Origin of the sequence: Rhodococcus sp. IEGM 1306, from assembly GCF_036541985.1 — a bacterium.
In the GTDB taxonomy this organism is placed as follows: domain Bacteria; phylum Actinomycetota; class Actinomycetes; order Mycobacteriales; family Mycobacteriaceae; genus Rhodococcus_F; species Rhodococcus_F qingshengii.
This window is the reverse complement of record NZ_JAZHFF010000001.1, coordinates 1,095,799-1,121,473: the sequence shown is the minus strand read 5'-3', so window position 1 is coordinate 1,121,473 and position 25,675 is coordinate 1,095,799. Positions and strand designations below refer to the sequence as shown.

General features: G+C 63.6%; 23 protein-coding genes and 1 tRNA gene. 13 read left to right on the top strand and 11 right to left on the bottom strand.

Annotated elements, in window-relative coordinates; translation table 11 throughout:
- Window positions 1-164: 164 nt before the first annotated feature.
- Entirely contained in the window at window positions 165-818 is a 654-nt protein-coding gene (locus tag V3587_RS05565; RefSeq protein ID WP_003946303.1) for a TetR/AcrR family transcriptional regulator, read from the bottom strand.
- 154 nt (window positions 819-972) lie between these two features.
- Between V3587_RS05565 and V3587_RS05560 the strand changes: the two genes are divergently transcribed.
- The 6 genes from V3587_RS05560 (at window position 973) to V3587_RS05535 (ending at window position 7,066) form a co-directional block, all read left to right on the top strand.
- Window positions 973-1,043 (top strand) — tRNA-Gln (locus tag V3587_RS05560).
- Window positions 1,044-1,119: 76 nt separating this feature from the next.
- Window positions 1,120-2,571, top strand: a complete 1,452-nt coding sequence (glmU, locus tag V3587_RS05555; protein ID WP_076948394.1) for a bifunctional UDP-N-acetylglucosamine diphosphorylase/glucosamine-1-phosphate N-acetyltransferase GlmU — start codon at window positions 1,120-1,122, stop codon at window positions 2,569-2,571.
- A 71-nt stretch (window positions 2,572-2,642) separates the two neighbouring features.
- Window positions 2,643-3,623, top strand: coding sequence for a ribose-phosphate diphosphokinase (locus V3587_RS05550; protein WP_003946284.1), 981 nt, complete (start codon window positions 2,643-2,645; stop codon window positions 3,621-3,623).
- 239 nt (window positions 3,624-3,862) lie between these two features.
- A complete protein-coding gene (locus V3587_RS05545) occupies window positions 3,863-4,519 on the top strand; it encodes a hypothetical protein (RefSeq protein ID WP_030536285.1) in 657 nt (218 codons plus the stop codon).
- Window positions 4,520-4,598: 79 nt separating this feature from the next.
- Window positions 4,599-6,179 (top strand): SLC13 family permease, encoded by a 1,581-nt coding sequence (locus tag V3587_RS05540; protein ID WP_007728891.1) that lies wholly within the window; start codon window positions 4,599-4,601, stop codon window positions 6,177-6,179.
- A complete protein-coding gene (locus tag V3587_RS05535) occupies window positions 6,179-7,066 on the top strand; it encodes a cyclase family protein (RefSeq protein ID WP_054827666.1) in 888 nt (295 codons plus the stop codon). The genes V3587_RS05540 and V3587_RS05535 overlap by 1 nt, the downstream gene beginning before the upstream one ends.
- Window positions 7,067-7,069: 3 nt before the next feature.
- On the opposite strand, the gene V3587_RS05530 is transcribed toward V3587_RS05535, so the two are convergent.
- The 6 genes from V3587_RS05530 to V3587_RS05505 all read right to left on the bottom strand — a co-directional run bounded on the left by V3587_RS05530 (window position 7,070) and on the right by V3587_RS05505 (window position 14,004).
- On the bottom strand, window positions 7,070-8,275 hold the full coding sequence (locus V3587_RS05530; RefSeq protein WP_054188780.1) for a PQQ-dependent sugar dehydrogenase: 1,206 nt from the start codon (window positions 8,273-8,275) through the stop codon (window positions 7,070-7,072).
- Window positions 8,276-8,407: 132 nt separating this feature from the next.
- Complete coding sequence (gene egtD / locus V3587_RS05525) at window positions 8,408-9,379, bottom strand: L-histidine N(alpha)-methyltransferase (RefSeq protein ID WP_283376190.1); 972 nt, start codon at window positions 9,377-9,379, stop codon at window positions 8,408-8,410.
- Window positions 9,376-10,122, bottom strand: coding sequence for an ergothioneine biosynthesis protein EgtC (egtC, locus tag V3587_RS05520; protein ID WP_283376189.1), 747 nt, complete (start codon window positions 10,120-10,122; stop codon window positions 9,376-9,378). Before egtC ends, egtD begins: the two co-directional genes overlap by 4 nt.
- Window position 10,123: 1 nt before the next feature.
- Entirely contained in the window at window positions 10,124-11,431 is a 1,308-nt protein-coding gene (gene egtB, locus V3587_RS05515) for an ergothioneine biosynthesis protein EgtB (RefSeq protein ID WP_042920949.1), read from the bottom strand.
- Window positions 11,428-12,651: an ergothioneine biosynthesis glutamate--cysteine ligase EgtA gene (gene egtA / locus V3587_RS05510; protein ID WP_003946302.1), complete on the bottom strand. Its 1,224-nt coding sequence runs from the start codon at window positions 12,649-12,651 to the stop codon at window positions 11,428-11,430. Before egtA ends, egtB begins: the two co-directional genes overlap by 4 nt.
- A gap of 78 nt (window positions 12,652-12,729) precedes the next feature.
- The gene (locus V3587_RS05505) at window positions 12,730-14,004 is read right to left on the bottom strand and encodes an APC family permease (RefSeq protein ID WP_042448927.1); all 1,275 of its coding nucleotides are present in this window, start codon (window positions 14,002-14,004) and stop codon (window positions 12,730-12,732) included.
- 14 nt (window positions 14,005-14,018) lie between these two features.
- Between V3587_RS05505 and V3587_RS05500 the strand changes: the two genes are divergently transcribed.
- Both V3587_RS05500 and V3587_RS05495 read left to right on the top strand, forming a co-directional pair.
- Window positions 14,019-15,200: an aminotransferase class V-fold PLP-dependent enzyme gene (locus V3587_RS05500; protein ID WP_050654520.1), complete on the top strand. Its 1,182-nt coding sequence runs from the start codon at window positions 14,019-14,021 to the stop codon at window positions 15,198-15,200.
- 82 nt (window positions 15,201-15,282) lie between these two features.
- Window positions 15,283-16,743, top strand: a complete 1,461-nt coding sequence (locus V3587_RS05495) for an FAD-dependent oxidoreductase (protein ID WP_007728916.1) — start codon at window positions 15,283-15,285, stop codon at window positions 16,741-16,743.
- On the opposite strand, the gene V3587_RS05490 is transcribed toward V3587_RS05495, so the two are convergent.
- Window positions 16,740-17,945: a GAF domain-containing protein gene (locus V3587_RS05490; protein WP_191908640.1), complete on the bottom strand. Its 1,206-nt coding sequence runs from the start codon at window positions 17,943-17,945 to the stop codon at window positions 16,740-16,742. The genes V3587_RS05495 and V3587_RS05490 overlap by 4 nt on opposite strands.
- A gap of 290 nt (window positions 17,946-18,235) precedes the next feature.
- On the opposite strand from V3587_RS05490, the gene V3587_RS05485 reads away from it, so the two are divergent.
- Window positions 18,236-18,844, top strand: coding sequence for a 50S ribosomal protein L25/general stress protein Ctc (locus tag V3587_RS05485; protein ID WP_003946242.1), 609 nt, complete (start codon window positions 18,236-18,238; stop codon window positions 18,842-18,844).
- A 106-nt stretch (window positions 18,845-18,950) separates the two neighbouring features.
- On the top strand, window positions 18,951-19,523 hold the full coding sequence (gene pth, locus V3587_RS05480) for an aminoacyl-tRNA hydrolase (protein WP_003946229.1): 573 nt from the start codon (window positions 18,951-18,953) through the stop codon (window positions 19,521-19,523).
- Window positions 19,524-19,526: 3 nt separating this feature from the next.
- On the opposite strand, the gene V3587_RS05475 is transcribed toward pth, so the two are convergent.
- Window positions 19,527-21,161 carry a fatty acyl-AMP ligase gene (locus V3587_RS05475; protein WP_003946224.1) on the bottom strand — a complete coding sequence of 545 codons (1,635 nt, stop codon included), beginning with the start codon at window positions 21,159-21,161 and terminating at the stop codon, window positions 19,527-19,529.
- A gap of 352 nt (window positions 21,162-21,513) precedes the next feature.
- Between V3587_RS05475 and V3587_RS05470 the strand changes: the two genes are divergently transcribed.
- The 3 genes from V3587_RS05470 (at window position 21,514) to V3587_RS05460 (ending at window position 24,402) form a co-directional block, all read left to right on the top strand.
- Window positions 21,514-23,118: a peptide chain release factor 3 gene (locus V3587_RS05470; protein ID WP_135000451.1), complete on the top strand. Its 1,605-nt coding sequence runs from the start codon at window positions 21,514-21,516 to the stop codon at window positions 23,116-23,118.
- On the top strand, window positions 23,118-23,768 hold the full coding sequence (gene pnuC / locus V3587_RS05465; RefSeq protein WP_050654516.1) for a nicotinamide riboside transporter PnuC: 651 nt from the start codon (window positions 23,118-23,120) through the stop codon (window positions 23,766-23,768). The genes V3587_RS05470 and pnuC overlap by 1 nt, the downstream gene beginning before the upstream one ends.
- A 325-nt stretch (window positions 23,769-24,093) precedes the next feature.
- Window positions 24,094-24,402, top strand: coding sequence for a hypothetical protein (locus V3587_RS05460; RefSeq protein WP_306669658.1), 309 nt, complete (start codon window positions 24,094-24,096; stop codon window positions 24,400-24,402).
- Window positions 24,403-24,420: 18 nt separating this feature from the next.
- On the opposite strand, the gene V3587_RS05455 is transcribed toward V3587_RS05460, so the two are convergent.
- Window positions 24,421-25,095: a pyridoxine/pyridoxamine 5'-phosphate oxidase gene (locus tag V3587_RS05455; protein WP_050654515.1), complete on the bottom strand. Its 675-nt coding sequence runs from the start codon at window positions 25,093-25,095 to the stop codon at window positions 24,421-24,423.
- Between the two features lie 25 nt (window positions 25,096-25,120).
- The gene (locus V3587_RS05450) at window positions 25,121-25,621 is read right to left on the bottom strand and encodes a nuclear transport factor 2 family protein (RefSeq protein WP_003946235.1); all 501 of its coding nucleotides are present in this window, start codon (window positions 25,619-25,621) and stop codon (window positions 25,121-25,123) included.
- Window positions 25,622-25,675 lie beyond the last annotated feature (54 nt).

The following is a 25,675-nucleotide window of genomic DNA, read 5'->3' as shown; positions in this document are numbered from 1 at the left end:
TCGAACGAATTCTTGGTCTTACCCGTTCACAGCGTCAAAATGGATGGCACGGTTCGGCATTCAACCCACCCTGCAAACAAATGAGACATTTGCCCATCAAACGATCGTGATACAGCGAACACAGCTTAGACCGCGATCCATCTCTGCGCGGCAGGCGCGCCTGGTTAACCCTCCAATTGTGGATCGGCTTCCAGATTCGTCAGCCCATTCCAACACAAATTCACGAGGTGAGCGGCGACAACTTCCTTCGACGGAGTCCGTTCGTCGAGCCACCAAGTAGCCGTAGTGGACACCATGCCGACAAGCGCCTGTGCGTACATCGTTGCTAGTCCGGGGTCGAAACCGCGTCTGGAGAAGTCCCCCGCCAACAGGTAGCCCACCTGACTGATCGCGTCGTTGAGGAGGCTCGAATATGTCCCACTGGGCGCGACAACGGACGAATCGCGCACGAGTATCCGAAATCCGTCGGTGTGCTCTTCCACGTAGGTGAGCAAAGCCAACGCAACCCGCTCGACTCGAACTCTCGAGCGATTTTGTGAGAGCGAAGACGTGATCATCTCGAGGAGTCGCGACATCTCCCGGTCCACTACGACGGCGTACAGCCCCTCCTTGCCGCCGAAGTGCTCGTACACGACAGGCTTGGACACGTTCGCGCGCTGGGCGATCTCCTCGATCGAGGTCGCTTCGTATCCCCGTTCGGCGAACAATGCCCGCCCGATCTCGATCAGCTGTTGCCGACGTTGGGTACCGGTCATCCGGATCCGTGTCACTCGTTCGGGAACTGGATCCCCGCCACCCGAACCGGACACCGTCGCCATTGTCTTCCTCTCGCCGACACACAAATTACTGCTGTGGACGCTCAGCCTATCGGGACTTCAGGGGCCCGATCGGAGGAGCGGTTCGACCTACGGCGGGTCGGCATGCGATTATTCTTTCGCGCGTTCGGCCGCAAGGCTCGGCAATGCGTGGCAATCCGCCGTGGTGTAATGGCAGCACCTCTGATTTTGGTTCAGATAGTTCAGGTTCGAGTCCTGGCGGCGGAGCTGGTGAACAACATGCTTTCCCGAGCGGAATGTATGTCTTGATCGACAGTTTGATCGACAGAGGGAGCTCAAACCAGTGCAGACCGCCGTGATCGTTCTCGCAGCGGGTGCCGGTACACGAATGAAGTCGAAGACTCCCAAGGTCCTCCACACTCTCGCCGGACGCAGCATGCTGGCACATTCGCTTCACGCGGCAACCTCACTGAATCCCACGCACCTGGTGACCGTCGTCGGTCACGATCGTGAGCGTGTCACCGAAGCCGTGAACGCAGTCGCCGGGGAACTGGACCGTTCCGTCACCGTCGCTGTTCAGGACGAGCAGAAGGGCACCGGGCACGCTGTCAGTTGTGGGCTCGAGGGGTTGCCGGCCGACTTCTCCGGGACCGTACTCGTCACAGCCGCCGACGTGCCTCTGCTCGACGGAAAGACCATCGCAGACCTCCTCGCCCAGCACACGGCTGCTCCCGCGGCCGCGGTGACGGTGTTGACGTCGACGGCCGTCGACCCCACCGGCTACGGGCGAATCCTTCGTACGACGGACGGCGAGGTGAACGCCATAGTCGAGGAGAAGGAAGCCACCGATTCGCAGCGCTCGATCACCGAGGTCAATTCAGGGGTCTACGCCTTCGACTTCGAAACTCTGCGCGACGCGCTGGCGTCCCTCGACTCCAACAACGCACAACACGAGTTCTATCTCACCGATGTGATCATGATCGCCCGTCGCGCGGGCAAGCGTGTTCGTGCTCAGCACATCGCGGATTCGGTTCTCGTCGCGGGCGCCAACGATCGCGTGCAGCTCTCGACGCTCGCCCGCGAGATGAACCGTCGGATCCTCGAGAAGTGGATGCGTGCCGGCGTCACCGTCGTCGATCCTGCGAGCACATGGATAGATTGCGACGTGCACGTCGCACAGGACGTGACGCTCCTGCCCGGAGTTCAGTTGACCGGCACAACCTCGGTGGGCGAAGACGCCGTGATCGGCCCGGATACCACCTTGGACAACGTGACCGTCGGTGAGCGCGCAGTAGTCGTCCGCTCGCACGGGACCGACTCCGTTGTCGGCGCGGACGCGGCTGTGGGCCCCTTCGCCTATCTCCGGCCTGGTACCCGCCTCGGGGCACACGGCAAGATCGGCGCCTACGTGGAGACCAAGAACGCGGATATCGGCGAGCATTCGAAGATTCCGCATCTTACCTACGTCGGCGACGCCACCATCGGCCATCACAGCAATATCGGAGCTTCGAGCGTCTTCGTCAATTACGACGGGGTGAACAAGAGCCGTACTGTGGTGGGGTCGCATGTCCGAACAGGCTCCGACACCATGTTCGTCGCCCCTCTCGTCGTGGGAGACGGCGCATACACGGGTGCGGGCACGGTCTTGAAGAACGACGTACCGCCTGGGGCGCTCGCCGTCTCGGGTGGGGTGCAGCGCAACATCGAGGGCTGGGTCCAGAAGAATCGTCCCGGCACACCCGCGGCCGATGCCGCTGCAGCAGCTGCACAACCTGACGGCCCTGCAACAACCTGACAGCCCTGCACAACAGACAGCACAGATCACCACCAGATCGACCGGCAAGTACAAAAGGACGGCATGAACCAGTGACTGCGAATTGGATCGACAACCAGAAGAACCTGATGTTGTTCTCGGGTCGCGCACATCCCGAGTTGGCGGAGCAGGTGGCGAAGGAACTCGACATCCGCGTCACCCCGCAGACCGCGCGCGACTTCGCGAACGGTGAGATCTTCGTTCGATTCGAAGAGTCGGTTCGCGGCTCCGATGCGTTCGTCCTGCAGAGTCATCCGGCACCGCTGAACACGTGGGTGATGGAGCAGCTCATCATGATCGACGCTCTCAAGCGTGGATCGGCAAAGCGCATCACCGCCGTTCTTCCGTTCTACCCGTACGCCCGCCAGGACAAGAAGCATCGCGGACGCGAGCCGATCTCCGCTCGCCTGATTGCCGACCTGCTCAAGACCGCCGGCGCCGATCGCATCATCACGGTCGACCTGCATACCGATCAGATCCAGGGCTTTTTCGACGGCCCCGTCGATCACATGCACGCACACAGCCAGTTGGCCAACCACATTCGCGCGGGCTACAACCTCGAGAACATCACGGTGGTGTCCCCCGACTCGGGCCGCGTTCGTGTCGCCGAGAAGTGGGCCGACTCGCTCGGCGGAGCACCGCTGGCATTCATTCACAAGACGCGCGACCCGTTGGTACCCAACCAGGTCAAGTCCAACCGCGTCGTCGGTGAGGTCGAAGGTCGCACCTGTATCCTGATCGACGACATGATCGACACCGGCGGAACCATCGCCGGCGCGGTCAAGGTGCTCAAGGAGGCCGGTGCAGGTGACGTCGTCATCGCTGCAACCCACGGCGTCCTCTCCGACCCTGCGGCCGAGCGTCTGTCGACGTGTGGCGCGAAGGAAGTTGTTGTCACCAACACACTTCCGATCGACGAGTCGAAGAAGTTCCCGACGCTGACGGTGCTGTCCATCGCACCGCTGCTCGCTCGCACCATCAAGGAAGTTTTCGAGAACGGTTCTGTGACTTCGCTGTTCAACGGCAGCGCCTAGTCTCGCGCCGCACTACGGGCGCGTACCTGTGACTTCACGGTCACCGGTACGCGCCCGTCGTCGTCTTCGTGAACCTCTCAGAAACAGACCACCCGGTCATCATGAAACCACCTGTGGGACACACGAATACCGCCGAATGCGACGATTGGCATGATCTTGATCACGCTACCGTCGAGAAACCCAGGTCGATGTTGGGGCGGTGTTCACCGCGCCGCAATCTTCGCCTAGTGTGGCTCGTCGTGATCGACGCGCAAACCCTGGAATCCCGGCCCGAATCTCATTCCCTGAATTCATCAGTTCCGACGATCCGGCGGTGGCGCCCAGGATCTTGTGTCTGGTGCGGAGACGACAACTCCGTGGACATGTTCCGCAACGAACCCCGCTGCGGAAAATGCCGTGAAAACGAAGGCATCATCGACGACGCCAAGCGCTTCCTCGGCATGTACGGTCTGCGCCCGCTCGGCGGCACGCTGCAGTCCGACGACGACGAAGAGCGCGAGTACCGCGTCAACGCACGCGAGGCCCGCCGAGTCCTGAACGAGATCCGTATGGACGTCCTTCCTGATGCGGCCGCTGTTCGCAAGGCAATTCGGCCCCGCGCCGCAACGGTTGTCGCCGACACGTCACCCGCACGCGCTTCCCGCCCCGCCAGCACGGGCACAGCGACGCGTGTTGCCGCTCCGGTCAAGACCGACACCGTGGACATCGACACGCTCCAGACGCGCGTCCTAGGGCTTCTCGATCAGCTCGGTTCGATCGACGAGCAGATCAAGGTCGCCGAACTCGCACAAGGGTTGCCGGCTCGCGCACGACTGAGCGATCTGAACAAGCAGAAGGCCACGGTTCTTCGCACGCTGGCCGCTCTCGAGAAGGCCCGCATCGCCGCCTCCAACTAATTCTCCTCGCGTCCGTCCCACGGCCCCGTCTCACTTGCGAGACGGGGCCGTTCTGTATGAGCAGGTACCTTTACGAATCGTGAATGACATCACCATCACTTTCGTCGTGCTTGCACTGGTCGTGGCGCTGTTCGTGATCGGCCGAATCCCGGTCGGCATCATCGCGATCGGCACTGCCCTGGCGCTGTACGCCACCGGTGTGATCACGATGGAGCAGGCGCTCGCCGGATTCGGCGATCCCACGGTGGTGTTCATCGCCGCGCTTTTTGTCGTCAGCGAAGCCCTCGACGCCACCGGTGTCACCACGTGGGCGGGCGAGAAACTGCTGGCTAAAGTCGGCGAATCCCGAGTCCGTCTCGTGAGTGCGATCATGTTGCTGGTTGCCGCGTTGACCGCATTGATCAGCGTCAACGGGGCCGTAGCCGCGTTGGTACCGATGGTGGTCGTCTTGGCGGTACGTCTCGGTAAATCGACGTCACAACTGCTTCTGCCGTTGGCATTTGCCGCCCATGCCGGATCGATGCTCACCTTGACCGGAACACCGGTCAACATCATCGTTTCCGAAGCCGCCGAGGAATCCGGGGCCGGTGCTTTCGGGTTCTTCAGTTTCACCTTGGTCGGTGCGCCGCTCGTATTGGGAACGATTGCGATCGCCGTACTTCTCGGTCCTCACGTCCTCCCCCATCGTGCGGGGACGTCGATGTCGCCTGACCTGAGCCGGCATGCCAAGACCCTCGCGAAGCAGTATCAGCTCATGGGAAAGGATGCGCCGTCCGCAGAGCCCTTGATCACCAAGCACGACGGCGTGGTCGAAGTGATCATCCCGCCGCGCTCGGAAATGATCGGCGACAGGGCTTTTCCGGGCATGGTGACCGACAGTGGAGATCTGGTGATACTCGCAGTCCAGCGCGCCGGTGAGGACTGCGGCCCCAAGGGCGTCAAGTTGGCGGCCGGTGACACGCTTCTCCTGCAAGGAAGCTGGGACGATCTCGACACCCACACCGCCGTCGATCCGAACGTCCTCGTGGTCGACGCACCTGCCCAGATCCGTAAGCAGGCAGCCCCGTTGGGAACCCGCGCGGTCATCGCTCTCGTCGTCGTTGCGGCGATGGTAGTGATGCTGACGTTCGGATTGGTGCCGTCCGCGATAGCCGGACTCCTCGCGGCATGTGCGATGGTGCTGCTACGAGTCATCAGCGTCGAGCAGGCGCATCGGTCCATCTCGTGGACCACGTTGATTCTCGTCGGCGGAATGATCCCGCTGTCGACCGCAATCCAGCAGACCGGCGCGGCCGAAAAGCTCGCGCATGCGTTTGTCGACGTCGTCGGTGGGGCAAGCCCGTATGTCGTCGTCGCTGGACTCTTCGTCGTGACGGCGACTCTGGGCCAGCTGATCAGCAACACTGCAACCGCGTTGATCATCACGCCGATCGCGATCTCGGTCGCCATCGAACTCGACATCTCGGTGCTGCCCCTTCTGATGACGGTCACCGTCGCTGCCGCGGCCTCCTTCCTGACGCCCGTAGCCACTCCCGCGAACATGATGGTGATGGGCCCTGGTGGTTACAAGTTCGGCGACTACTGGAAGCTCGGACTCCCGATGTTGTTGTGGTTCCTGATAGTTGCAACGGTGTTGATCCCAGTGATCTGGAGTTTCTGATGTGCTCACCGAAGGTCTTGTCGGAGGTCTACGAATCGATCGGACGCGAAGGCAGGAAGATCAGCCGTCGATCGATGTTCGCGGCGCTGGGCACCGGTGCCCTCGGCGCGACCGTCATGGCCGGCGCTGTACAGCCCACTGCGTCGGCAACGCCATCGGGTCGGACCATTGTCGATCTGACCCACGTACTGACGCCGGAGTTCCCGGTGTGGCCGGGCGCGCGCTCGTTCGAGATGAGGAACCTGGCGAAGATCGCCGACGCCGCCGGATCTCTGGGCTCGCTCGGCTCCGCCGAGTCAGGTGGAAACTTCTACCTCAACGAACTCCGCCTAGAAGAACACACTGGTACTCACATCGACGCTCCCGCACACGCCAGTGCGGACGGAATCACCGTCGAGAAGATTCCCGTCGCCGACCTCGTCGTGCCGATTGCGGTCGTCGACATCAGTGCCCGAGCCTCCGTCGACCCCGACACACTGCTCACCCGCCAGGATATCCTCGATTGGGAGTCCCTTCACGGGACCATCGCTCCCCGCAGCCTGGTTGCGATGAACTCGGGTTGGGATACCCGGGCCGGTGCCGGTGGCGCCTTCACGAATCGAGATGCACTCGGCGTGCAACACACACCGGGATTCAACCCCGAGGCGATCGACTTTCTCGTCCGCGAGCGCAACATCGTCGCCGTGGGCTCGGACACCCTCAGCATCGACGCGGGCCGAAGCACCACCCACGGGGCTCACCGAAGCGCTTTGGGCTCAGGAAAGTACGCAGTCGAAGCCATCGCAAATCTGTCCGCACTTCCGGCCGTCGGCGCCACGGTGATGGTGGGAGCGCCGACGCATGCGGGTGGTTCGGGTGGTCCGTGCCGGGTCATCGCCTGGTACTGAAGATCAGGGCGTGGGCGTCACCCGCAGCACCTTGTCGCCGGCGCCGTTGTCGGTGGTCACCAGGAGCGAGCCGTCGGGCGTCGGGGTCACCGACCGCAAGCGACCGAACTGGTTCTCCAACCCGAAGGTCTGCGCGTCGACCGAGCGTCCGTCGGCATTCAGGCGGAGGAAGATCAGTTCCTTGCTCTTGAGGCCACCCATTACGAGCGCACCGTCCCAGGCACCCCATGCAGCTCCACCGGTGAAGGCAGCGCTGGCGGTAGCCAACGTCGAGCTACCCGAACGCCACACCGCCGCAATTGCTCCCGGCACTCGCACCGGGTCGGTCATCGGCACGGATTCGTCGTACGTTCCGGGAAGCCGATCCGGGCGGTAGCCGTAATTTCCGCCGGGGGTAAGCAGGTTGACTTCGTCGTCGACACTTGTGCCCTGTTCAACCGAGTACACCCGGCCGGTTCCGGGTTGCACGGCCAAGCCTTGGACGTTGCGGTGCCCGAGCGTGTAGACCGGGCTGGAAGCATTCGGATTCCCCGCCGCCGGAGTTCCGTCGGCGTTGATGTGCAAGACCTTGCCGCCCAGCGAATTCGGATCCTGGGGGACGCTCGGCGTCGCGGTGTCACCCGTCCCGACGAACAGCGTTCCGTCCTGCGCCGCAAGAATTCGGCAACCCCCGTGACGCCCGGACGAGACCGGGATTCCTGGCAATACAGTTCCGGTTCGCGTGAGTGCGGTCCATCCGGCGTCGACGGTCCACGCGATCACTCGAACGTCCGTGACTCCCCCAGCGCTGAATCCTTGGCAGGTGTACAAGGTGCGCGACTGAGCGAAGTCGCGAGCAAGCGCGATGCCCATGAGCCCGGTTTCGGACTGCGCGTAGAGATCCGAAAGGTCAGCAGCGACTGGACCTGTCGTGTTGTCGCCTCGGCGAACGAAGAATCCGCCGGATCGTTGTCCGGTCAGGATTGCACCGTCCGGGGCCGCCACCACGTCCCAGGGGTGGTCGAGTCCGTCGACCAGTGTGGTGACCGACAACTGCGGGAGGGTGTCCTCGATGGGTATGTCCGGGTCGTCGCTCCCCAACGATCCGGTGCTTCCGTTGCCGAAACTGCCGGGGTCGAAGGGGAATGGTTGAGCCACGCTCTGCGTTACCGGCATCACCAGTACTGCAGTCAGGGCCACGGTCAATGCGGCGAGCTTCGGATGACGCACGCGTTCTCCTCGGGTCGGAAACCGTTCTGCGCCTCACTATAAACAGACAAATCGGTCTGCGCTGCCGGAACCGAGCGCACAGAAGTCGTTCCCAGACGCGGAAACCCGCGTTTCGAGTCGATTAGAGAACGCTCACGCACGCTGCGCGCACAACAACGCGAAGCGCTGATCCTGATCCGTCCACACCTTCCGTACCCCGAAGCCCGCGGACGCGAGTTCCGCGGCAATCCCCTCCTCGGTGAACTTCGCCGAGATCTCGGTGCGCAGCTGCTCGCCCGCTGCGAAGGTGATCTCCAGATCCAGGTCGTCGATGTGCACCGAGACTTCACGAAGTGCTTCCAGGCGCATCTCGATCCACTCGTTCTCGGCATCCCAGAGCGCGACGTGACGGAAGTCCTCCAAGGGAAAGTTCGCTCCCAGTTGCTTGTTCAGGACCGAGAGAACATTGAGATTGAACTGCGCAGTCACACCGGCAGCGTCGTCGTAGGCGGGCACGAGGACTGCGGGATCGATCACCAATCCCACGCCCAGGATCAGGTTCTCACCGGGATCGAGCACCGCTGCAATGCCCGAGAGGAACTCGGCGCGTTCTGCCGGAACGAGATTGCCGAGAGTTCCACCGAGAAACGCGACCGCCCGCCGTCCACCACCTGGGAGATGATGCAGCGAACCGGTGAAGTCACTGACCACCCCTACCACCTCGATTCCGGGAAACTCGGCACCGACTTGCTGCGCCGCACCTTCGAGGGCCGTCACCGAAACATCCTGCGGTACATACGTTCGCAGAGTTCCGCGAGCCGTCATCGCGTCGAGGAGCAACCGCGTCTTCTCAGAGGAACCTGAACCCAGTTCGATCAGGATCTCGGGTTCGGTCAACGCCGCGATCTCGTCGGCGTACCGAGCGAGCAGGCCGCGTTCGGTACGGGTGGGGTAATACTCGGGTAAGGCCGTGATCTCCTCGAACAGTTCACTTCCACGCGCGTCGTAGAACCATTTGGGCGAGAGCCACTTCGGCGTAGCGGTCAAGCCCTCCCTGGCCTCGGCTCGCAATGCGTCGACCGATTCGGCCGGTGTCAGATAAACCTCGAGCGTAGGGGTTTTCATTGTTCTCCCATCGGTATCGGGGTGATGATCAAATGGCCGGGACGCGCGCAGACGATGTGCCGGTCCGGCACCTGCTCCCAGTCCGGCGAACCATCGGACGGTTCGGAAACGATCAGTGCCCGCGACTCGTCGACCCGCGTGTACAACGTGTGGCCCCACGCCGTGGCCCACAGTTCCTGCCCGTCGCCGAACAGGAGGTTCAATCGTGAATCCGGTTCCGCCGCAGCCACATCGTGAACCAGGCTCGTCACGGCGGCTTCCGCGGGCTTCGACTTCAACCGATGCCGAAGCACTGTCCACAACAAGGCAGCATCCGTCGGCGCGGGCATCTTCAGCAATTCGACGGCCGGAACTTCTGCTGCCAAGTCGGCGAGTGAGCCAGGCCAACCGGATACCGCTCCGTTGTGGCTGAAAGCGTAGGTTCCGTCGACGAACGGTGCGCAGGCGCCGATCTCGACGGCCATCCCCTCCGTCGCGGAACGTACGGCGGCGAGAACGGATCCGGAAATGATGTGGGACAACGTCTCGTCGACTGTCGGGTCCGACCAGATCGGCGAGATACTGCGGTACCGTCCCTGCCTTCCACCGTTCCACCACACCGCGCCGAATCCGTCGGCATTGATGGTCCCGCCGCCACGCATCTCGCGAGGTGCCCACGACTGTCGCATCAGTGAGTTCTCGCCGTCGTGGAGGAGTTCACGAACCGAACGCGGCGGCCCGAGATACCCGAGGTGCCGACACATGTCAGGATCTACCCGAAATCGTTCTGGCGCAGCGAAAACCCGAGAAGATCTGGCGCCTGATCGGGTGGTCCCAGTTGCGGAACGTCCCCCGGCAGGCAACGCTGTCGGTCCCGAACGATCCCCCTCGCAACACTTTGTAGTCGCCGCCGAAGAACACCTCCGAGTACTCCCGGTAGGGGAAGGCCCGGAAACCCGGATACGGATGGAAACCCGAAGACGTCCACTCCCACACGTCACCGATCAACTGCTCGACACCTGCTGCCGATGCACCCGCCGGGTACGAGCCGACGCCGGCGGGACCGAGATGGCGCTGACCGAGATTGGCAAGTTTCTCGTCTGCGGACACGTCCCCCCACGGGAATCGTCGCGATCTTCCGGATTCCGGATCCCACCGCGCGGCCTTTTCCCATTCCGCCTCGGTGGGAAGCCGTTTGCCTGCCCAGCACGCGTAGGCCTCGGCTTCGTAGAAGCTCACATGCACGACGGGCTTGTCCGGTGGGACCGGAGCCTCGACGCCGAAAGTCTCGTGCCACCAACCCGAACTGTCGCGTTCCCAGAACAGTGGTGCACGGAGCTTCGCGTCGACGCGATGCCGCCAACCGTCTCGAGACCACAGTTCCGGTCGGGAATAGCCGCCGTCCTCGATGAATTCGACGAACTGCCCATTGGTGACCGGGAATCTGTCGATCGCGAAGTCGGTGAGATAGACCTGATGCGCAGTGCGCTCGTTGTCGAGTGCCCACGGTTCGTCGTCGGTCCCCATGACGAAGGGGCCGGCGGGGATCGTGACCTCGTCGAGTTCCGGCATGCGGGCCGCTTGCGGAGCGGGTGTGGCAACGAGTGCCGTGGGTCCCGAACGCAATTGGTGTGTTGCGAGCATGGTTTCGGCGTGTTGCTGCTCGTGCTGCGCGATCATCCCGAAGGCAAAACCGTCCATGTCGAGTTCTGTGCGTCCGAAGGTGCTGGCTTCGAGCACATCCCAGACCTTCCCGCGAACCGTACGTACGTATTCGCGCGCCTCGGCCGGGTTGAGCAGGGGAAGTGTGGGTCTCGACGATCTCGAATGCTTGAACGCGTCGTACAGCTCGTCTATGTCGCTACGCACCGGATCGCGGCCACCGACATCTCGCACCAGCCAGAGTTCCTCTTGATTGCCGATATGCGCCAGGTCCCACACGAGTGGACTCATCAACGGAGAATGCTGAGCGACCAATTCGGTATCGTCGACGCAGTCGGTGAGCAGCGTCGACCGTTCACGCGCTCGCAGAAGTACGGCCTCGACCGCTTCCTTGGTGATCTCCCCCGTCATGTGTCGCTCTCACCGGGCACAATTGCGCGACAACACCGTTCGGCTGCGGCATCGAGAAGACGGACAAACTGCGGCTCCGGCGCGTACGACGCGGCAAGCGACATCAGAGAGGTTGCCGCCGAACGCAGTTCGACGTCGTCCAAACCGTACTCTGCCGCATCCCGCCATCTCCCGGCCGTCGACGCTGCGGCATCACTCGCCTCACGCATCACGGCAGGCCCGGACAGCAACGCGTCGATCGCTGCTACCGGTACTCGCCACAGATCTCCCGGCTGCGCATCGATGTAGCGAACCTCCAGATGGCCGACAGCGCGAACCGGCGGGAACAGCGTGGACAGGTGATAGTCCAAGTCCGCCCAGACGGGTCGGCGTCCGATCTCGGCATCCAAAGCGCCGTCTATCCAGTCCCCGAAAGTGGCACCCCGCGGAGCCGTCCAATCGTCGCCCTCGTTTCGCACACACATCAGCGGAACATCGAGCGCCCAGCCGGCGTAGTCCTGCACTTCCGGGACTGCGACCGTTCGCCAGGAATCGAGTTCGAGCCACGTCCGCATGCGTTGGGACGCCCAATCCCCTCTCGGAACCCCTTGCAAGCGTGGAGAACACGCAAACGCAGCGATGAGCGCCGGCCCCATGTCCCCGAGGAGCCGCCAACGCTGGGCAATGGACTCCGGGCTGCCGCCGGCATCGACACTGACCTGCACTGCTGCTGTATTGCACATCATCAAGGTGCCGTACGGTCCTATCCCGGCGAAGCGGGATTCCATTGCGCAATAACGTGGCAACCGGAGAATCCGGGAAGGTGGGCGGGCGACGTCGGCCGCGGCAGAACTGATTTCGATGGAGTACGACGCGAGGAGTGTTTCAAGAGTACGACGGTCTTCGTCGAGACAGTCACACAGTTCTCGGGCGGACGTCCGCGGCGCTGACGAGAGTTCGATCTGTCCGCCAGGTTCTACGGTGACGAGGCTGCCACGAGGAAGCGGAACCGCTGGTGAATCCGGGTCGATACTGGTGGGTGCGTGTCGCCCGAGTGCCTTTGCCAGAGTCGCTGCTGACGGCCGCTCCCCACCGGGAACCTGGCTGGTCAGCCACTCGAGCTCAGCTCCGACCAAACGGGGTGGCCCCTGTTTGAAGCACACACCACCGACGTAGGCCTCGGCCGCAGGACGTGAATCCACCTGCGTGGTCTGTGCTGCTGTCAACGCTGCTGTCACCATTCGACTTCCCCTTCGGGCGGTCTTCGCGGTCGCTACCGACGATAGAACGCCAACGTCCGAGATGCACCCTTTGTGGTGTTACGTGTCGTTGAATTTCTTCAGTCGTATCCACCGGTACCCACAACCGGCCAGAACCACACCTGCGCCGGAAACAACCGCGATCCACGGAAGTGTGACCACCAGAACGACACAACCAGCCGCGCCGACCGCTTGCAGCCACTTCGGATACATCCGGTCCACACCGCGTTGGCTGTACGCACTCACGTTCGCGACGAAGTAGTAGAGCAGCACTCCGAACGACGAAAAGCCGATCACCCCACGAAGATCGGTTGTCGAGACCAAGGCGATCACAACGGCACCGACCACAAGTTCCGCATGGTGAGGGACCCCGAACCGTGGATGGACTGCAGCGAGGGCCACTGGCAGATCGCGCTCGCGGGCCATCGCCATCGCCGTACGACTCACGCCGGCGATCAGAGCCAGCAGCGCCCCCGCCGACGCCGCCGCGGCACCGATCACCACTACGGGAACGGCCCAACTCCACCCGACTGCGCCCACCGCATCTGCCAGTGGTCGCGCCGAATTCGCCAGCCGATCAGGTCCCAGCGTCACCAACAGCACCACCGCTACCAGCGCATAGAGGATGACGGCGACGGTGAGTGCGATCAGGATCGCCCGCGGAATCGTTCGACGCGGATCACGCACTTCCTCCCCCAGCGTCGCGATCCTGGCGTACCCGGCGAAGGCAAAGAACAGCAGTCCCGCCGATTGCAGAATGCCGTACCACGACCCGAATGCGAGATCCGGGAACTCGCGCACCGCACCAGGACCGACGACGGCAACCACCAGCGCTACACACAGCGCCGTCGTCGACACGGCGACGATCACCCTGGCCATGTGCGCCGTCCGCGTGACTCCGCGGTAGTTGACTGCAACCAGCGCTGCCACCACCAATACCGCGACGGGGACACGCCACGCCGTAGGCGCAACATACGTCGCGAAAGTCAGAGCCATTGCCGCGCAGCTCGCGGTCTTCCCGATCACGAACGACCAGCCGGCGGCAAACCCCCACCAGGGTCCGAGCTGCTCACGTCCGTAGACGTAGGTCCCACCTGAAGTGGGGTATCTGGCCGCAAGCTGCGCCGACGACGTCGCGTTGCAGAATGCGATGAACGCTGCAATCGCCAGGCCCACAAGCAACCCGGTACCGGCTACTGCGGCAGCGGGCGCGAACACCACGAAGACTCCGGCGCCGATCATCGCGCCGAGGCCGATCACCACGGCATCGGCCGTGCCCAGTCTTCGCTCCATCGGGACAGCTTCGTTCACAGGTAGTTTGAACCACACCGACATGAACGGAAGGTGCCATGTTCGATCTCGACACGATCCGCCGCGACACTCCCGGATGCCTTGACAAGGTGTTCCTCGACAGCGCGGGATCCTCGCTCCCGCCCGAGCCGGTGCCGGCCACGATGATCGAGCACCTGCGACGTGAAGCCGACGTCGGCGGATACGTCGCAGCTGCTCGTCAGAGCGGCGCCCTCGCTGCTGTTCCCCATTCGCTGGCCCGGGTCATCGGTGCTCAGGCAACCGATATCGCTTTGACGGACAGCGCGACCCGCGCGTGGAACGACTTCCTCGCTGCCGTTCCGCTCGGACCCGGTGATCGAATTCTCATCAGCGGAGTCGAATACGCGAGCAACGCCATCGCTGCACTGGGGCGGGCGCGTTCGACCGGTGCCCACGTCGAGATCATCCCGAGCGATCAGTACGGACGCATCGACCTCGACGCACTCGAGAACATGCTCGACGATCGGGTTCGCGTCGTCTCCGTCGTCCACGTCCCCACCAACGGCGGCCTGATCAACCCCGTTCGCGAGGTCGTCGAACTCGCGAGGGCCCACGGCTCGCTCGTTCTGCTCGACGCATGCCAGTCCGTCGGCCAATTGCCCATCGACGTCACCGAACTCGGCGTCGACGCCCTCAGCGCAACCGGCCGCAAGTGGCTCCGCGGGCCACGCGGAACCGGATTCCTGTACGTCCGCCCCGGACTCGTCGACGCACTCGAACCCGCTGCGATGGACCTGCACGGAGCGGAATGGACCGGCGAGAACAGCTTCGTCCCTGCGCCGGATGCAACACGATTCGAACTCTGGGAAACGAGTGTCGCGGCGCGCCTGGGTCTCGGCGTCGCCGCCGACTATCTGCTCTCGATCGGCACCGACACGGCGTGGGAGCAGATCGAATCCCGAGCAGTCACGCTGAGGGAAGGTCTGGCAGCGATTTCCGGAGTCGAAGTCCGCGATCGAGGAACCCATCTGAGCGGCATCGTTTCCTTCACCGTCGACGGTATTTCCGAGCACCTGGTTCGGGATCAGCTTGCAGCACAGAACATCACCGTCACCGTCAGCGGTCGCGGGTCCACCCTCCTCGACATGGATGCCCGCGGACTCGACGCCGTGGTTCGCGCATCGCCGCACTACTTCGTCGACGAAGCCGACCTGGACACATTTCTGGGCGCGGTGAGGAGTTTGCAAACCTCCCGTTGACCGGGACCATGCCTGATCTGCGGAAGTCGAAACTGCAACTGTGGGGTGATCAGCAGTTTCGCCTTCCGAGAGGACTATTCGCATGGCCGACCCCACCGTCAGACCGATCTCCGCTGCCGACATCACCACCTGGGACTACGAGGCCGACGTCGTCGTCGCGGGATACGGCATCGCCGGCGTCACCGCTGCGATCGAAGCAGCTCGTGCCGGCGCCGAGGTGCTCGTCCTGGAGCGGACGGGCGGTTGGGGCGGAGCCGCGTCACTGGCTGGTGGATTCATCTACCTGGGCGGTGGAACGCCGTTGCAGAAGGCGTGCGGGTTCGAGGACTCGGTCGAGAACATGAAGACGTTCATGAAGGCAGCGCTCGGCCCCGGAACCGACGATACGAAGATCGACGCGTACTGCGAGGGCAGCGTCGATCACTACAACTGGCTCGTCGACGCCGGGGTCCCGTTCAAGGAATCGTTCTGGGGTCAGCCCGGCTGGGAACCGCCGTACGACGACGGCCTGATGTACTCGGGAGGCGAGAACGCCGCGCCGTTCAACACCCTCGTCGACCCCGCGCCCCGCGGACACGTTCCGCAGATGTCCGAGAAGAACACCGGCGAGAAGGGCGGCGGCTACATGCTGATGAAGCCACTCGTCGAGACGGCCGAAAAGCTCGGCGTCCGAGCAGAATACGATCTGCGCGTCCAAACTGTGGTGGTAGACGGCGATCGGGTTGTCGGCGTCGTCGCCAAGCGCTACGGCAAGGATGTCGCGATTCGTGCCCGCAAAGGCGTAGTGCTGGCGATGGGCAGCTTCGCGTACAACAACGAGATGGTGCGCTCGAACGCACCGCGTATCTTCGGCCACCCGGCGGCCTCCATCGAGGCGCACGACGGCCGCGCAATCCAGATCGGTCAGGCACTCGGCGCCGACACCGCACACATGGACGCCACCGAGGTCGCGTTCTTCTGCGACCCGCAGTTGATGGTGCGCGGCATTCTTGTCAACGGCCGCGGTCAGCGATACATCCCCGAGGACACCTACCCCGGCCGCGTCGGCCAGGCAACGCTGTTCCAGCAGGACAACCAGGCATTCCTCGTGATCGACGAAGCTGCGTACGAGGAAGGCATGAATGCCGAATCGTCCAGTGCACAGTTGCGGGCGCAGCCGAGCTGGGTGGCGGAGACCGTCGAGGAACTCGAAGGCGAGATGGGATTGCCCGCCGGATCGCTGCAATCCACCGTCGACCTCTACAACCGGCACGCGGCTGAAGGTTCGGATCCGGTGCTCGGCAAGAAGTCCGAGTGGGTGAAGCCGATCGTCGGCCCGTTCGCGGCAATCGATCTCCGTGGCCGCACAGGCGGATTCACGCTGGGAGGATTGAAGACCACCGTCGATTCCGAGGTTCTGCACGTCTCGGGTGCGCCGATCCCCGGACTTTTCGCAGCGGGTCGCTGCACGTCCGGTGTCTGTGCGGGCGGTTACGCCAGCGGGACAAGTCTCGGCGACGGCAGCTTCTTCGGACGTCGTGCCGGAATCAGCGCGGCGCGCTAGATCACCACAACTCGCACGCCCTCGGCAAAGCGGTACGGCTGAGTCTGCAGGACCGCGCCGAGGTGTTTCCTCAGTCTGGACACCTCGGCGCGCACTGCCACGACATGCTCGCGATCACCGAAGAGCACTTCGCTCAGGCCTGCGGCATCCACACCTGCCGAACCGACGGCTGCCAGTGCCCGCAAGATCTGGGCGTGACGCGGCGAAAGCGCGCGCGTCCAGTTGGCGTCACCACGCACCGTCACCTGCGGCGATGCGCCGAGGGCCAGCTCCAGCTCGATCAACGGCCCGCCGACGCCGGTGCGCAACAGCCAGCCGTCTCCGAGCGGCTCAGGCAGACACATCCCCAGACCTGGCACGATGACGGGCTTTCCCGCACTGGGTGCTGCCACGCGGTCGGGCGCGGCAATCCCGCTGGCGCCGGCCACCCAGCCGTACTCGTCGACCACCAATGCCGGACCTGTTCCTGCCGCGAACAGCGGTGCCGCCCGCGAGCGCAGGCGCTCGAGCGAAGCCGCGTGCTCGCGCCACAGCGTCGCCTCCGCGAGGCGAACCGCGGTGCGCACCAGCGCGACGGTGGTGGGATGCACCGAAGCTGCGGATCCACTGATGTCCACCACGCCCAGGATCTCGCCCGTCCGTGGGTCGTGCACGGGCGAGCCGGTACACGACCAATTGTGATGCGTGGGCGCATAGTGCTCGGCCGAGAAGAGTTGCACCGCAGAGTCTTCGATCAGCGCGGTACCTATCGCGTTGGTCCCCACCGACTGCTCCGACCAGCGTGCGCCTTCCGCGAACCCGAGAGCGTCCGCCGCACGTTTGACGGTCTTCGCCCCTTCGCGCCAGAGCAGGACACCGTCGGCGTCGGCAACGACCACGATGAAGCCCGCGTCCTCGGCGACCTCGGTGAGCGTGGTTCGCAGTTCGGGCAGAACGCTTCGCAGCGCGGTACGCGAACGCCTCGCCTCCAACTCGGAGAAATCGGCGACAGTAGACGCACCGCAGTGATCCGGCGTGAGCCCGCCGGCGGCCACCCTCGACCACGACCGCGCCACGACGGTCCGCGGCTGCGCCGGTGGTTCCTGGCCGGAGAGAACTGCGTCGTGCACCCGACTGAGTAGGCGAGCATGCTGCGACAGGTCGGTACCCGGCACGACGGCACCGAGCCGACTGCCTTCGGGAGCGTTCCCCACGATGGTCACTCCGTCAGGCTACCGCTTTCGATGTGACGCGAACCACGTCCACACGGCCAGGTCCCCACCACCTGCGATTAGCGGCCGGGAGCAAACTCCGGTAACGTATCCAAAGTTGTCTCGGCGAGGGTGAATCGCAGCAGTTCCACACGTTGCAGGTTTACCGTGATCGACGCGGCTACGGCTCAGCTCGAGCGTTTCGCTCCTGGCCGTGTGCGCGCCTGTCCGCCTTGCCGCAGGCAAAACCACACGTCAGTAAACCGAGCACGAACCCCGTGAGTTGTAGGAGCCGTTTCATCATGTCTGAAGAAAACAACCTCGTCGCCGTCGTCCGCACCGAATTCGGCAAGGGCGCAGCTCGCCGCGCACGTCGTGACGGCCAGGTCCCCACGGTTCTGTACGGCCACGGTGAAGATCCCCGCCACCTCAATGTGCCGGCTCGCGACTTCGCCGCCATCCTCCGTGCACACGGCACCAACGCCATCCTCACCCTCGACATCGAGGGCACGGAGCAGGTTGCACTGACCAAGTCGGTCGTCGTGCACCCCATCCGCAACTACATCGAGCACGCCGACCTCCTCGTCATCAAGAAGGGCGAGAAGGTCACGATCGACGTGAACGTCATCGTCGTCGGCGATGCTGCTGCAGGCACGATGGTCGCGCAGGACGCATCCACGATCTCCATCGAGGCCGACGCGCTTCACATCCCCGAGCAGATCGAGGTTTCGGTCGAGGGTCTCGAGATCGGAACCCAGATCCTGGCCAGCCAGCTCGAACTGCCCAAGGGCTCGACCCTGCAGGCTGACGCCGACACCCTGATCGTCAACGTCGTTGCTGCACCCACCGAGGCAGACCTCGAAGAGGGCGCAGAAGCTCCCGCCGCCGACGAGGCTGCAGAAGAGGCCTGATCCTCTCGGTTCCAACAGAACTCACTGCGCGCGGCGCGTCATTCCGATTCGGAGTGACGCGCCGTTCGTGCGTAGCAGGAAAAATCAAGCCAGAAAGTAGCGTCCGTTGAGCACAGATACCGCCCTCGTCATCGGCCTGGGTAATCCCGGCCCCCAGTACGAGAAGACCCGGCACAACGTCGGCTTCATGGTCGCCGGCACCCTTGCCGGGCGCATGGGCGGAAAGTTCAACGTACACAAGAAGAGTGGTGCCGAAATCGTCGAAGGTCGCCTCGCCGGCCGGCGCGTGATTCTCGGAAAACCACGCTCGTACATGAATCTCTCGGGTGGCGCTGTCGCCGGTCTCGCACGGTTCTTCTCGGTCGACGCCGCGAACATCATCGTCGTCCACGACGAACTGGATCTCGATTTCGGGACGATCAGACTCAAACTCGGCGGCGGCGAAGGCGGCCACAACGGCCTGCGGTCCATTTCGAGTTCGTTGACCACCAAGGACTACCTGCGCACGCGCGTCGGGATCGGTCGTCCGCCGGGCCGCATGGACCCGGCGGACTACGTTCTCAAGCCGTTCTCGTCCACGGAGCGAAAAGAACTCGATCTCGTATGCGAAGAGGCTGCGGATGCAGTGGAGCTACTGCTCGAACTCGGGTTGGAAGCCGCACAGAACCGCCTGCACTGACGGTCAGTTACCCAGCAGTGCAGCCGAATTCGCGCGGCGGAGCTTCCCCGACGACGTCTTCGGGATACTGCCGGGACCCAGGACCGCAACGGCGCGAGGTCGGACACCGACGTCGGCAACCACGGCGTGGACCACTTCGCGTTCGATACGCTTGACCTCTTCCGGATCTTCGAAAGCGTTGGTCTCGACGGCGACTGCAAAGCTCTCACGCTTCTGGCCGGCGTCGAGACGAATCGCGACGGCGTTTCCGGGACGCACACCGGCAACGGTTCCGGCCGCCCGTTCGATGTCTGTGGGGTACACGTTCCGGCCGCCCATGATGATGACGTCCTTGACACGCCCGCACACCACGACCAGTCCTTCCTCGGTGAAGTACCCGACGTCACCGGTGTCGAGCCAACCGTCGTCGTCCTGGGCCGGCTTGTGTCCGTCGACCGTGACGTACCCGGGAGTGACTGCCTTGCCGCGAACCTCGATGATTCCGACACCGCGGGCCGGAAGCACCTGACCGTCACGGTCGACGATGCGTCCCTCGAGGTCAGGCACCATCTTGCCGAGTGTGGCGAGGGCACGAGCGTTGGGGCGATTGGACGGCACCGCTCGAGACATCGATTCGAGAAAGTCTGGATCGACGTAGTCGAGGACCTGACCTTGATCGGGATCCGGAATCGACACGGCGAGCGTGGTTTCCGCCATTCCGTACACGGGCGCCAGCGCAGTCGGGTTCAAACCGAAACGCGCACCGGCCTCGGCGAGTGCATCCATCGTGTCGGGATCCACCGGCTCGGCGCCGTTCCACATGTATCGGACGCTGGACAGGTCGACTGCCCCGTCTTCCGCCTGTGCGAGTCGACGAGCCAAGAGCGAGTACGCGAAGTTCGGTGCGGCGGTGACAGTTCCGCCGTACTTGCCCATCAGCTCGGCCCACAGCACCGGGGTGCGCAGGAAATCCATCGGCGTGATGCTGATGACCTCTGCGCCCACCTGCATCGGAACCGTGAGAAAACCGACCATGCCCATGTCGTGGAAGAGCGGAAGCCAGCTCACCATCACGTCGTCTTCGATGGAGAACTTGATGCGGTTGATCATGGCGTAGGCATTTGTGTAGAAGTTCTCGTGCGTGATCTGCACAGCCTTGGGCGAACCGGTGGAACCGGACGTCAACTGCTGGAGTGCGATATCCGATTCGGCCGTCTCCACGGGATCGATCGACGTTCCGCTGCGAAGCTCGTCCACCGTCACGACGGTGATGCCACGCTCTTCGAGGAGCGGCTTGGCCGCGTCGAAGGGCGCACCCAGAATGACGGCTTTCGCGGAGATCATGTCGATCACAGTCTCGGTGTCCTGAGCCCAGACGCCCAGATCCGTTCGGGGGGTCGGCTGATGCAGCATCGTCACCGACGCACCGCGCATCCACGTCGCCTGGCAGGCAGGTGCGATGTCGACGGGCTGTCCGGCGAGAATGCCGATCGCGACGCCGCGATCGATACCGACCTCGGCCAGGCCGCCGGCCATGCGCCGAGCCTCCTGGTGGATGTCGCCCCAGGTCTGACGGAAAGCGTTGTCCGGCTCTCCCGTCACCAGGCCGCGGTCGGTGACTGCGGCGGTCGCATACATCTCTTCGGTGAACTTGCTCAACGCAACTCCTCGGTCAGTGTCACTCTTCGATCAGTGCAACTCTTCGCAGGACACAAATGGCTGTGTGTTCGAACACACACATACATGGATAATCAGCGATCGTTCGCCGAGTGTTACGCCGCAGTGGCTATCGCATCGTGGTCTGCGAGTATCCTTTCTCTGTTGTGCTGCCGCACTCTCCACCTGTCCGCGCACCGGCACGTCGCCGGCACCGACGCCCACTTCGAGAGGTTCTTCGTTGACTACCCCGTCCGACTCGACCGTCCCTTCCGACTCGACTGTCCAGTCCGACACCGAAGGCCCCGATTCAACCGAGAGCGGGTCGGTCGCGGTCACGACGACGACCAAGGGCCTGTCCGCAGAGGCAGAGCGTCGCCGAACCTTCGCCGTCATCTCGCATCCCGACGCCGGAAAGTCGACGCTGACCGAAGCGCTGGCACTGCACGCGAAGAAGATCTCGGAGGCAGGAGCCGTCCACGGCAAGGCAGGCCGCAAGTCGACGGTCTCGGACTGGATGGAGATGGAGAAGGCCCGCGGCATTTCCGTCAGTTCCACCGCACTGCAGTTCAACTACCACTCGTCCGAGACCCCGGACGAGCAGATCAACGTCATCAACCTCGTCGACACCCCCGGTCACTCCGACTTCTCCGAGGACACGTACCGCGTCCTGACCGCCGTCGACGCGGCGGTCATGCTCATCGACGCTGCCAAGGGCCTCGAACCGCAGACGCTCAAGCTGTTTCAGGTGTGTCGTCACCGCGGCATTCCGGTCATCACCGTCATCAACAAGTGGGACCGTCCCGGTCAGACTCCTCTCGAACTGCTCGACGAGATCAGCGAACGGATCGGCCTCACACCCACCCCCCTGTACTGGCCGGTCGGCATCGCCGGCGACTTCCGCGGACTGCTGCGGCGCGGTGAAGACGGTGAGGCTCGCGAGTACGTCCGCTTCACCCGTACCGCAGGCGGCGCGAAGATCGCCCCCGAAGAGGTCATGGACGCCGACGCGGCGCTCGCCAAGGAAGGCTCCGAGTGGGAGACCGCGGCCGAGGAGAGTGAACTGCTCTCCGCTACCGGCCAGGACCACGATCAGGAGATGTTCCTCGCCGGTCAGACTTCCCCGGTGATCTTCGCGTCCGCGATGCTCAACTTCGGCGTCCGCCAGATCCTCGACACCCTCGTCGAATTGGCGCCGCCGCCGCGTGGGCGCGAAGACCTCAGCGGCAAGCCGCGCGAGGTCACCGATCCGTTCAGTGCGGTCGTCTTCAAGGTGCAGGCCGGTATGGACACCGCGCACCGCGACCGTCTGGCGTTCATGCGCATCGTCTCCGGCGTGTTCGAGCGCGGCATGGTTGTCACACACGCCCAAACCGGCAAGCCCTTCACGACCAAGTACGCCCAGACGGTATTCGGACGTGAACGTTCCACCGTCGAATCCGCGTTCCCCGGCGACGTCGTCGGCCTCGTCAACGCCACCGCACTCGCACCCGGCCACACGCTGTACACCGAGAAGAAGGTGGAGTTCCCGCCGATCCCGTCGTTCGCGCCGGAACACTTCTCGATCCTGCGCGCCGAAAGCGCCGGCAAGTACAAGCAGTTCCGCCGTGCTGTCGACCAACTCGATTCCGAGGGCGTCGTCCAGATTCTCCGCAACGACATCCGCGGCGACGCCTCCCCCGTCATGGCGGCCGTCGGCCCGATGCAGTTCGAGGTCGTCGCAGCACGCATGAAGGCCGAGTTCAACGTCGAGGCCAAGATGGAACCGCTCGGCTACGCATTGGCTCGCCGTACCGACGCCGCGTCCGAGGTCGAACTGAACCGTCAACGAGGTGTGGAGGTCTTCACCCGTTCCGACGGTGTTCTGCTCGCCCTGGTCAGTGACAAGTGGCGCCTGCAGTACATCCAGAAGGAACTCCCGGATCTGACGCTCGAACCCCTCGTCGCTGCTGCGGACTGATGAGCCTGATCGAGGCGCTGTTCGACGCCGAACTGCACATCGGCAGCGCCACGATTCTCTGGCGAGAGATCATCGGAAACGCGTTCGGAATCGGCTCCGCGATCGCGGGCGCGCGACGCTCGGTATGGGCGTGGCCCGTCGGCATAGCCGGAAATGCCTTGTTGTTCACGGTGTTCATGGGCGCACTTTTCCACACGCCGCAAGAGCTCAATCTCTACGGCCAGGCCGGCCGTCAGTTGTTGTTCATCACCGTCAGCGTCTACGGGTGGACTCAGTGGCGACGCGGGGCACGCGACTCCGGTCGCGCAGTCCTGCCCCATTGGGCGACAACTCGCGAGCGCGTCGCCATGATCGCCGTCATGACCAGCGGCACAATCGCTTTCGCCTGGATCTTCGACCTCCTCGGCTCGTACGGAGCGTGGGCAGAGGCCTGGATCTTCACCGGCTCCATCCTCGCGACATACGGCATGGCGCGCGGCTGGACCGAATTCTGGCTCATCTGGATCGGCGTCGACGCCGTTGGTGTTCCCCTTCTTTTCCGAGCCGGCTATTACCCTTCGGCGATCCTCTATCTGGTCTATGCATTCTTCGTCCTGTGGGGCTTCGCAATGTGGCTGCGCATTCAACGCCGAACTCCACAAGGGGTGTGACCGTAAACCAACTCCTGGTATGTTTGCGTCGATTAAGCAAACCGGCGGTCTGTTTACGGGCATCAGGAGCGAAACAATGGAAGACAAGAATTCTCACGGAATAGCGGGCCCCAACGGTTCCGGCAACGGATCGAGAGCCAATAGTTCCGCAAGTAATGGTTCTGCAAGCAATGGTTCTGGGAGCAACCTTTCCACGGGTAACGGTTCCAGCAGTGCCACCGCCACAGCGGATTTTCTGTCGACCGCACCCAAGCAATCCGATGCATTCACGTTTCCGCTTCCTGCCCGAACCACGGCCGCACACAGCAGCGGAGAGGACCTTTCAGTGCCAGCTTCAACACGCGAATCATCGAGGACGCTCGAAACTCGGAGTCGTACCGTCGTACGTCGCGACGCGATGGGCGTAGCCGCCGTTCGAGTGGCCGGTCGACTCACCCACACCGAACTCATCGCAAATCAGGCCTCACCCTCGAGCGCACATTCCTCCGATCCCACGACGGATCTGGACGAGTTGCTCACGATGCTCGGCAGCTACCTGTTGTCCTCGGGGTTCGAACATCCCGAAATCCACGCCAAGCTGGGCGGACAGTCGATCGTCGTCAACCTCGTATCGCCGGAGATCAGCGCGAGCTGATCTGGGCCCAGCTGCCCCTTAGGGCCACAGCACTGCTCGTGTCCATGCTCGGTCCGAGCCGCGCCGGTACAACCACCGCTGATGCCGACGCCCGGAGTCTGCCTGCCAGAACTCGACAGACTCCGGCTGGAGGCACCACGCACGCCAGTCCTCCGACACGAACCCTGGGTCGTCGCTGATTCTTGCTTCCGCAGCGGCCACCGACGTGTCGTACGCCCCTAAGTCTTCGAGCACCTCGCTCTGCTCACTTGCCGTCGCCACCGCTCTCGCCGTGACGGAGCGTTCGACGAAGTCTCGGCGTCGAAGTGCGTCGTCGCCCTCGCGAACCGTTCCGCGAATCCGGATCTGTTGACCCGTCTCGCGCCAGTAGAAGGCGAGCGATGCTCGCGGATTTTCTTTCAGCTCAACACCTTTCGGCGAAGCAGCTGAACCAGAGAACCAGAACCCACCCTCGGTCACGTCCTTGAGGATGAGGAAGCGAGAATCAGGCATACCGTCGCCGTCCACGGTCGAGAGCGCACACACGTGTGGCTCGACGACGCCGAAGGCCACGGCCGCACGGAGCCAGTCGAGGAACAACTCCCCCGGCTTTTCCGGAAAACACTCGGGCGCGGGCGGCGGAGTTCCGGTCAGCGCGGGGATACCGCGAATCCACGTCCGTACGTCAGGCAGCGAAAAATCTGCATCAACCATGAGCCGACTCTAATCGCGGGCGACCTCAGGAGACGTTGCGAACTACCGAGTCGCCGAACGACGGTTGCTGCAGCAGCGCCCACTTGTTGGACGTCAATCGGAAACTCGGCATGTCGGCGAGCGCCACCACCGATTCCCAGGTCCGCTCGTAGCTCGTGTGGGAGATTCGCCATTCACCGTCGCTGCAGCGGGTGTATCTGTCGTGATAGAAGGCCGATCCGCGAAGCAGCATGCCGTCTTCGGGGATTACCACTGTGTCCGCGAGGCACCAGATCCCGGTTGCGGTGTCTCCGTCGACGTCGATCTCGGGTTGCCCGCACTGATGTTCGGTGATGATGTGTGATCCGAGAGTGTTCTCGAGGAAGGAGACGAACGAATCTCGGGAATCGAAACTGAGTTGTTCTCCGTAGATCGCGGTGGCGTCGACGGTCAGAGTGTCGGCGAATTCGACCCACGATTTGGTGTCCAAGGCGCGTGCGTATCGGTACTTGAGTCTTTGGATGAGAACAATCGCTTCGAGATCCATGATCCCCGCCTCCCGGTGCAGCAACCACCCGTCCTATGTGTGCACATTAGCCTG